The sequence below is a fragment of the Stakelama flava genome (assembly GCF_019351405.1).
GTDB lineage: Bacteria > Pseudomonadota > Alphaproteobacteria > Sphingomonadales > Sphingomonadaceae > Sphingomonas > Sphingomonas flava_A.
Map to the genome: position 1 here is coordinate 1 of NZ_JAHWZX010000028.1, position 8,347 is coordinate 8,347.

Sequence of the window (8,347 nt, forward strand, 5' to 3'; positions counted from 1 at the left end):
CGCGAACCGCCGAACGGCTGGTCGTTCTGCTCGAGGAGCAGGAACGGCACGCCGCGCCGGGCAAGGTCGATCGCCAGCGCAAGACCGGCGGCACCGGCGCCGCTTATCAGGATGTCAAAATCGAAAGGCATTGGCAGCTCCGCGAGTCAATGTGTAATATGCACATATCGAGGAAGGGTAGACGGGACAACGAAAAGGTGAATAATACACACGATCCCGAAATCCTGCGGGGATTGCACGCCGCCATCATCGATCTCGTCGAGGAGATAAATCGGCCGAGCCGTGATGAACGGCTGGTGGCCGAAGCCGGTATTCCGCTTGATCGCGCGCTGTTTCCTCTGCTCGCAAGCGTTGCCCGCTACGGTCCCATCGGCGTGGTCGAGGTTGCGGATCGAACGGGGCGCGACCACACGACGATAAGCCGCCAGATGGCGAAGCTGGAGGAACTTGGGCTGATCGAACGCCGCGCTTCTGCCGCCGACAAGCGCATTCGCGAGGCGACCGTCAGCGCAAAGGGGCGGAAAATGGTTGCCGCGCTCAACGCCGCGCGCGAGCGATTGGCCAATCGCATCCTGATTTCGTGGACCGATGCCGAACTCGACGACTTACGGAAACTTCTTCGCCGCTTCGCCGATGACCTCATGCGATAAAAGTTTGCTTTCGACAGTCTACCCGGCTGCCACCGGCGTCTCAATGTTCAGCCGTTCGAGATAGGCGCAGAGCATGTCGGCCAGCGCCGCTGACCAGGCAGCAATTTCCTGTTCGGTCCTTGGCGTTTCCGAAAAACTGCTGCCGACCTCGCTCAGCGTCATCTTGATCAGATCGCCCGCGAGCACACGCGCCTCCTCCGGAACGCCCGGCAGCGCCTCCCTCAGGAATGTCCGGAAAATCTCGGCATTCTCCTTCTTCGCTTCGATCGCCTCCGGCGCATCGCGATAGAGCGGTGCTGCATCACTCAGGGCAGTGCGGATCGCGGCCTCCTCGCATTCCGATTGAATGAAGGCATGGACCAACCGGCGCAGCCGGGCGATCGGCGGCGTGGCCGGATCCTCCAGAATGCTCCGCAACAGCGCCGAGGTGCGTTGCCACTCGTCGCTCTGGAGGCGGAACAGGATCGCCGCTTTGTTGGGGAAATATTGGTAGAGCGAGCCCACGCTCACGCCGGCGCGCTCGGCGACTCTTGCGGTGGTGAATCGCTGCGCGCCTTCCTTCGTCAAAACCTGAATAGCAGCGTCGAGTACCGCCTCGACGAGCAAATTGGAACGTGCCTGTTTTGGCTGTTTTCGCGAGGAAACGCGCGTGTTTCGAGCGGCTGTCATACGGGCGTCCTGCCAATGCGAATAGTCAAAGCTGACGAACTAGTCGTATTTTCCGGGGCGGCAGGCAAGTCCCTCGCTTGTCGTTTCGGAGAACCCCAATGACCACGCTTTCAGGCACCCCCGTGGCGCCTCTTCTCGCACGCTTGTTCGCCGAGGCTGAAGCCAACCCGCCGGCCCGAAACCCGGTCTTTGCCGGCGCAACCGGTGAGGAGCATCAGCGGATGATGCGCAGCAAGACCGACTATCGCGATTTCTATGCCAGGCTGAAGGACTACGCACTGCCGGTGTCGCCCGAGGTGGGCGGCCTGCTCTACATGCTCGCGCGCGCCACCAATGCACGCGCCGTCGTCGAATTCGGCACGTCCTTCGGCCTGTCCACGATCCATCTGGCGGCGGCGCTACGCGACAATGGCGGCGGACGGCTGATCACCAGCGAGTTCGAGCCGGCCAAGCTCGCCAGGGCCAGGGCCAATCTCGCCGAAGCCGGGCTGGCCGATCTGGTCGAATTCCGCGAAGGCGACGCGCTCGAAACCCTCGCGGTGGACCTGCCTGAGACAATCGACTTGCTGCTCCTTGATGGCGCGAAGGCGCTCTACTCGGATATTCTTGACCGGGTGGAGGATCGCTTGCGCCCAGGCGCGATCCTGATCGCGGACAATGCCGATTATTGCCCGGAATATCTGGAGCGCGTCGGCAATATCGCGAATGGCTATATGTCGATGCCTTTCACCGACGACGTGGAGTTATCGATCCGTCTCGGCTGATCTCGAAGCGATCAGCGGCCCGGCTCCGGTTTAGGAGCTGGGCTTACGGCGTCTACCGCCGACATTCCGGTCGTTTAATAATTCGGCTGCCTATCCGGATAGCTACCATTCATTCATGTTGTCCGCTTGCGACTAATCATCCACGGGGGGCCGTCGCATGCCGGAGCGGCTCGATGCCGGCGAGGAGAAGGTCGATGCCAGCGAGGAACTGCTCCCGGTCGTCATGGTCGGGCAGTTGGGTGGCGATTAACCGCACGAAGGGGTAATTCTCGGGATCAAGCTGCGCCCATCGCGCCGCGATCTCGTCCAGCGCCGTGGTTCGGTCGATGCCGCCCTCGCACATCCTGGCGCCGAGCGCATATTGGCCCGCGAGGCCGAGGATGAAGCTCATGATTGCGGTTGCGACATTGAACTGCGCGTCAGCGGGAACGCCAAGCGCCTGGACCCTGCCGCCAACAGCCTCGAGGATTCGCAGCACCGCGTGCTGCCATGGATCGCGCGACAACTGCCCCCCAACCCATGGGTGGGTGTCGATGGCGTCGAACACCCCGAGCGCGAACGCTCGGATCGCCTGTCGCGGCTCCTTCGCGACGACCTCGTCGACCGTAATCCCGGCAATGATGTGGTCCGTCGCGGCCGCAAGCAGCGCCTGCTTGTCCGCGATGTGCCAGTAGATCGCGCCGCTGCCGGTCGCGAGCCGGGCCGCCAACGCGCGGAATGTCAGCGCCGTCTCACCCTGACCGTCTAGAATCTCGATCGCGGCGGCGATGATCGCCTCTTTCGACAGCGCGCTGGTCCGCCGCTCGAGTGTCGGGGTCTTCGAAATCATGATTGCTCCTTGACAGCTCTGGAACAATGTTCCAATAACAATTCATGGAACGCTGTTCCATTACAATGGAAAGTCGTCCATGACACACGTGACTATCGTCGGGGCGGGCCTCGGCGGGCTCTTGCTCGCCCGGATACTCCACCTCCACGGCATCGCCGCCACCATCTACGAAGCCGACGCGTCCGAGCAGGCCCGGCCCCAGGGCGGCCAGCTCGACATCCACACGCACGACGGGCAGGTGGCGCTCGCGGCCGCAGGCCTCACCGAGGCGTTCCGCGCGATTATTCACGAGGGCGGCGAGGCAACACGCGTGCTTGATCGCCACGGCACGGTGGTCTTCGAGCAGGCTGACGATGGCGCCGGCGGACGCCCCGAGGTTCTCCGGGGAGATCTCCGGAGGATTCTCATCGAATCGCTGCATGCGGATACGATCAGGTGGGGCAAACGGCTGAGTGATGTCACATCGCTCGGGGGTGGCCGGCACGCCTTGACCTTCACCGACGGATCGACAGTCACCAGCGACCTCCTCGTCGGCGCGGACGGCGCCTGGTCGAAGGTCCGATCCCTGCTCTCAGCGGCGACGCCGGACTATGTCGGAACGTCGTTCGTTGAGACATATCTGTATGATGCCGACGTCAGGCACCCGGCGGCAGCTGAAGCGGTAGGTGGCGGCGCGCTGATGGCGCTGGCGCCGGGTCAAGGTATCCTGGCCCACCGAGAGGCGGGTGGCGTTCTTCACGCCTATATTGCGCTGAACAGACCCGCTGCGTGGTTCGCCGATATCGACTTCACCGATCCCGCGGCGGCGAGGAGGCGGATCGTTGCCGAGTTCGCCAGCTGGGCGCCGGCGCTCACCGCGCTGATCACCGATAGCGAGACATCGCCCGTGCTGCGCATGCTGCACACCCTGCCGACCGGACATTGTTGGGACCGGGTGCCCGGTGTGACGCTGCTTGGCGACGCCGCGCATCTGGCGCCGCCTGCCGGTGAAGGCGCGAACCTCGCATTGTTCGATGGCATGCAACTCGCAGTCGCGCTCGCCCGGCACCCCGGCAATATCGAAGCCGCGCTCGCTGCCTACGAGAAGGACATGTTCCCGCGCGGCGCGGCCGCCGCCGTGGACGGGCACGAGGTGCTCCGCTTCCTGTTTGCCGAGAATGCGCCGTTTGCGGCCGTCGACTTCTTCACTAACGCCCTTGCCAGAGTTTCTGGGGCCGCCAGTGACCTATGACGTCTTGATCGCAGGCGCGGGGCCGGTCGGCCTCTTCCTCGCGTGCGAATTGCGGCTGGCGGGCCTGACCGTTCTGATCCTTGAAACCTCGGATGCCCCACATTCCGCGATGAAGCGGTTGCCGTTCGGCCTACGCGGCCTCAACGCGCCGACGATCGAGGCATTTTACCGGCGCGGCATGCTCGACAGCATCAGGATGTCCGAGCACTCTAGGGACGGGTCGGGCAAGAGCGTGGCGGGCAGCGCGCACTGGATGCAGCAGCAGCGGCGACCGGCCGGCCATTTCGCCGGTATCCAGTTCTATCAGGACAGGATCGATGCCGATCGCTGGCCCTATCGGCTGCCCGGCCCCGCCGGCACCAGCATGGCGGTCACGATGGAGCACCTGGAAAGCGTTCTGACCGCCCACGCCTTGGCGATGGGCGTCGAGATCCGGCGCGGATGCGGCGTCGAGGCGCTTGAGCAGGCAGACCACGGTGTGACCGTCCAGGCGGGCGGCCACGTGTTCCGTGGCCGCTGGCTGGTTGGATGCGACGGCGGCCGCAGCACGGTGCGGAAGGCCGCAGGTTTCGGGTTCGCCGGCACCGAACCCGAGTTCACTGGCTATTCGGTCGAGGTCGAGCTGGCCGGGTCGGACAAGCTCCTCCCCGGGCGCCACTACACGCCGACCGGCATGTATACGTTCACGCCGCCCGGCACGATCGCGATGGTCGACTTCGACGGCGGTGGCTTTCATCGGGCGGAGCCGATTACGCGCGAGCATATCGAGGCTGTGCTGCGTTGCGTTTCCGGCACCGAAGTCTCCGTTGTCGCGGTTCATGTCGCCGCGACCTGGACGGACCGCGCCTTTCAGGCGACTGCCTATCGCCGGGGAAAGGTGCTGCTTGCAGGCGACGCCGCGCACATCCATTCCCCTCTTGGCGGGCAGGGCCTCAACCTCGGTTTGGGCGACGCGATGAACCTCGGGTGGAAGCTGGCCGCGACCGTCCGTGGCGACGCGCCGGACGGCCTGCTCGACAGCTACGAGAGCGAACGGCGGCCGGTCGGGGCGCAGGTGCTCGATTGGTCACGGGCGCAAGTCGCAATCATGCCGCCGAGTCCGAGTTCGCGCGCGCTCGAGGCGATCATCCGCGATCTGATCGAAACGCGCGACGGCGCGACTTACTTCGCCGAGCGCGTGTCAGGCGTGTCGCTCCGCTACGACCTGGGTGATGTCCACCCGTTGGTGGGTCGCAGCGCTCCCGACTTCGCACTGGCGGACGGCAGGCGACTGGGCGAACTCATGGTCGACGGGAAGGGCGTGCTCCTCGATCTCGATGTTCACGGCCCGCTTCGCGCGCTGGCGGGCCGGTGGGGCGATCGGATGACCTATGTTGCCAGCGACGCGACCAATCGACTGGGTTTAAACGCGGTGGTGGTACGCCCCGACGGTGTGGTCGCCTGGGCAAGCGAGGGAGCCTCCGATCTCCGATGCGCTGCTCGGGCCGCGACACGATGGTTTGGTCCGCCACACGATGAGGCTCGATGACCGGGCGATTGAGCTCAATGGGACGACAACGCCGCCTGAAAAGGCGCACGCCATCCCCGAAAGCCGCCCTACGTTCAGGCCGGTGCCGGCGGCGACAGTTGAGCTGGATGCGGCCAGACTGCTCTCAGGCGTTGGAAAACTGGAGATAACATTCCGCAGCAATCTTCAGGCTGACACTTTCGGCCCGAACTCGCCCGTCTGGTAGATCGCGGCATTCCTTCTTCGCTGTTGGGAGCGGTCACTTTGGGGAAGGCCCCGTTTGATCGGCCTATTCGTCCAAATCCGGGAGGTGGAATTGGCTTCCGGCTAGAAAAGGCCTTCCTGAGCCGCCTGATAGATCGTCCGGACGGTGGCCTTGAAACCAAGACTGCGGGCGAGCGACGTATCGCACTGTCCTGCCCATGGATCGTTCAGCGGCTCCGCAGAGTCTTCAAGCGTTCCCCCGGCAAGCGCGCACAGTTCAAGCATCGACACCGGCACGTCGTCGGCAATGTTCACGACACGGCGATCCATCGCGCCGTCAAGGGCCAAGGTCATCGCGTTAGCGATGTCACGGTGGTGGATGGTGCTCATCCGGCTGGCGGGATGCCGCAAGATGGCCGCCGCGTGGGCGGGAATGGCTTCGAGATGTCCATCGCCGTCGCCATAAACGAACGGGAAGCGGATGATCGCCCAGTTCAGCCCGCTGTCGCGGACCACCTGCTCCGCCGCGACCTTGCTTGCGGGATAGGCAGGGGTTGGATCGAGTGGGTCATCCTCTTTCGCGGGGCGCTGGCGTGGTTCCTGCGATTCGTAGACGCGTCCGGTACTTGCCAGGATGAGCCGGGCGTCGGATGCATGGTCCTGCACCGCAGTGACCAGGTTGCGCGTGGCATCGAGATTGCTCCTCCAGATCAGGTCCTGATCCTGCGTGCGGAACACCGATGCAAGGTGGATGACGGCCGACACGCCTTCGAGCGCTGCCGGTAGCGTCGAAGGGTCAAGCAGATCGCCCGAGGCTGCCGAGGCACCCTGCGGCGCAGGTTTACCGGCGCGCACGAGCGCCCGGCAATCGTGGCCCGCGGCCATCAGGCGCGGCAGCAGTCGCGTTCCGACGAGGCCCGTCGCGCCGGTCACAAGAATGGTCATTTGCTGTTTCCTTGATCGCTGAACGCATTGAGCCGCTCGGTTGCCAGGCGCAGGACCCGGACGGCCGCTTCTTTGTCAGCATCGCTGATGCCTGCGAACGCTGCTTCGTTGATGACTGTGGAAAGGTCGGGCAACTGACGCCACAATTCAGTCCCGGCGGGTGTCGCGCGCAACAGCTTGCGGCGTTGATCTTTGTCATCCGTCACCTGTTCGATCAGGCCCTTTCGGACTAACGCACCGGCGATGACGCTCAACGTCGCGCGCTCGATCTGAAGCAGGTGAACCAGTTCACGCTGCATCGTCGGCCCCTCCTGCACGAGCTGATGCAAGATATACCATTGCGTCGAGCCGACATCGAACGGACGCAGCATGGTTTCCATTGCCGCGCGGCCCGCGAAGTAGCACCGCTTCGCCCAGGCGCCGACCGCACCATGGCGCCCATCAATCAATCTGCTAGCCATCAAACAAATATGTTAGATAGCTAGCAGATTGTCAATCCCGATGGGCGGATTACGCGATGTACGATCGGTAAGTGTTTCGCGAAACGCCTGAAAAGCGGCCATCCACTTACTCAGATGAGGCCATTGGAACCTGCCCTTCATTCAAGCCCAGTGACAGGCGGCATTGGCGCCGTTAGACGACTGTCCGGCTCCAAAAGATAAGGCAGGGAATATCCGTCTCAGCGAGACCGAAGCCGATCTGGGAAAGGAATGATCTCGGCCGCCCCGTCACTCCTTGGCGGCATCATATCTTCTCGCGCCTTCAACGATACTACCTCAGCGGCATCGCGTTCGAACCAGCCGCGAGGCAGACCGCAAAGCAGATCAACATCGGCCTCCGAAATAGTGAACTCGGTCGCCATCAGATCGGCTTTGCCGCGTACCGCATTCTTGGCGATCAGATTGACACTATCACGCAAAACCTTCGGTGTCGGCACTGGCGCAGGAGTATTTCGACAATTACAAATTCAACCGTGTCCAAGGCCGCACCAACAACCCCGCCTTCCAGCTGCACCAAGCCTGCGAACGCCTGTATCACTGCGTGCTGCTGGTCTGCACTTTCTATACGCCCCATGTGCATAATCTCGGCTTCCCGCGTACGTAGGCCGAGCGCATCGATCGCCGCCTCGCCTATGTCTGGCCGCGCGATATTCGCCGCGACCGGGCGCTGTTCGATAAGCTCAAGGAAGCCTGCGTCAAGGCGCGCTACTCGAAGCATTACCGCATCACCAGGGGCGAGCTCGAATGGTTCGGTGAGCAGGTTGAGGAGCTCGGTCGCGTCGTTCACGAGGTGTGTTCGGAGCGCCTCGAAGGTCTGAAGGCAGATGCGCTGGCGAGACCCGATAAAACCTGACCGAGCGCTATTCCAGCGTCGCTTTTCGCGCATCATCACTGCCTGATAGGCTTCACGTATTGTGCATGTGGACTTGTAACGGTTTTGCGCCGGTCACCTATCTCATTATGCCACCTTGGCCTCAAAGGCGAGCGGGCTGATGCCACCCAGATATGAGTGGCGACGCCGGGAATTATAGAAGCCGTTGATGTACTG

General features: G+C 63.4%; 10 protein-coding genes and 1 pseudogene. 5 read left to right on the top strand and 6 right to left on the bottom strand.

Features of this window, described 5'->3' with window-relative positions; translation table 11 throughout:
• Nucleotides 1-131 (bottom strand): FAD-dependent oxidoreductase (locus KY084_RS16645; RefSeq protein ID WP_219239487.1); only part of this gene is annotated, 131 nt, incomplete at its 3' end.
• A gap of 66 nt (nucleotides 132-197) precedes the next feature.
• On the opposite strand from KY084_RS16645, the gene KY084_RS16145 reads away from it, so the two are divergent.
• Nucleotides 198-650: a MarR family winged helix-turn-helix transcriptional regulator gene (locus KY084_RS16145; RefSeq protein ID WP_219239479.1), complete on the top strand. Its 453-nt coding sequence runs from the start codon at nucleotides 198-200 to the stop codon at nucleotides 648-650.
• An 18-nt stretch (nucleotides 651-668) separates the two neighbouring features.
• On the opposite strand, the gene KY084_RS16150 is transcribed toward KY084_RS16145, so the two are convergent.
• Nucleotides 669-1,256: a TetR/AcrR family transcriptional regulator gene (locus tag KY084_RS16150; RefSeq protein WP_246587297.1), complete on the bottom strand. Its 588-nt coding sequence runs from the start codon at nucleotides 1,254-1,256 to the stop codon at nucleotides 669-671.
• A 161-nt stretch (nucleotides 1,257-1,417) separates the two neighbouring features.
• Here KY084_RS16150 and KY084_RS16155 point away from each other — a divergent pair, with 161 nt between their 5' ends.
• On the top strand, nucleotides 1,418-2,083 hold the full coding sequence (locus tag KY084_RS16155; RefSeq protein WP_219239481.1) for an O-methyltransferase: 666 nt from the start codon (nucleotides 1,418-1,420) through the stop codon (nucleotides 2,081-2,083).
• 136 nt (nucleotides 2,084-2,219) lie between these two features.
• Here the strand turns inward: KY084_RS16155 and KY084_RS16160 are convergent, their stop codons facing one another.
• Complete coding sequence (locus KY084_RS16160; protein WP_219239482.1) at nucleotides 2,220-2,912, bottom strand: TetR/AcrR family transcriptional regulator; 693 nt, start codon at nucleotides 2,910-2,912, stop codon at nucleotides 2,220-2,222.
• Nucleotides 2,913-2,991: 79 nt separating this feature from the next.
• Here KY084_RS16160 and KY084_RS16165 point away from each other — a divergent pair, with 79 nt between their 5' ends.
• Both KY084_RS16165 and KY084_RS16170 read left to right on the top strand, forming a co-directional pair.
• Nucleotides 2,992-4,143 (top strand): FAD-dependent oxidoreductase, encoded by a 1,152-nt coding sequence (locus tag KY084_RS16165; RefSeq protein WP_219239483.1) that lies wholly within the window; start codon nucleotides 2,992-2,994, stop codon nucleotides 4,141-4,143.
• Entirely contained in the window at nucleotides 4,133-5,671 is a 1,539-nt protein-coding gene (locus KY084_RS16170; protein ID WP_343228050.1) for an FAD-dependent oxidoreductase, read from the top strand. The genes KY084_RS16165 and KY084_RS16170 overlap by 11 nt, the downstream gene beginning before the upstream one ends.
• Nucleotides 5,672-5,977: 306 nt before the next feature.
• On the opposite strand, the gene KY084_RS16175 is transcribed toward KY084_RS16170, so the two are convergent.
• Entirely contained in the window at nucleotides 5,978-6,799 is an 822-nt protein-coding gene (locus KY084_RS16175) for an NAD-dependent epimerase/dehydratase family protein (protein WP_219239485.1), read from the bottom strand.
• A complete protein-coding gene (locus KY084_RS16180; protein ID WP_246587298.1) occupies nucleotides 6,796-7,248 on the bottom strand; it encodes a MarR family winged helix-turn-helix transcriptional regulator in 453 nt (150 codons plus the stop codon). Before KY084_RS16180 ends, KY084_RS16175 begins: the two co-directional genes overlap by 4 nt.
• Before the next feature lie 484 nt (nucleotides 7,249-7,732).
• Between KY084_RS16180 and KY084_RS16545 the strand changes: the two are divergent.
• Nucleotides 7,733-8,152, top strand: a pseudogene (locus tag KY084_RS16545) (HEPN domain-containing protein); the annotation flags it as partial.
• A gap of 105 nt (nucleotides 8,153-8,257) precedes the next feature.
• Here the strand turns inward: KY084_RS16545 and KY084_RS16755 are convergent.
• Nucleotides 8,258-8,347: IS3 family transposase (locus tag KY084_RS16755; protein ID WP_343228049.1), on the bottom strand; the 90-nt coding region annotated here is incomplete at its 5' end.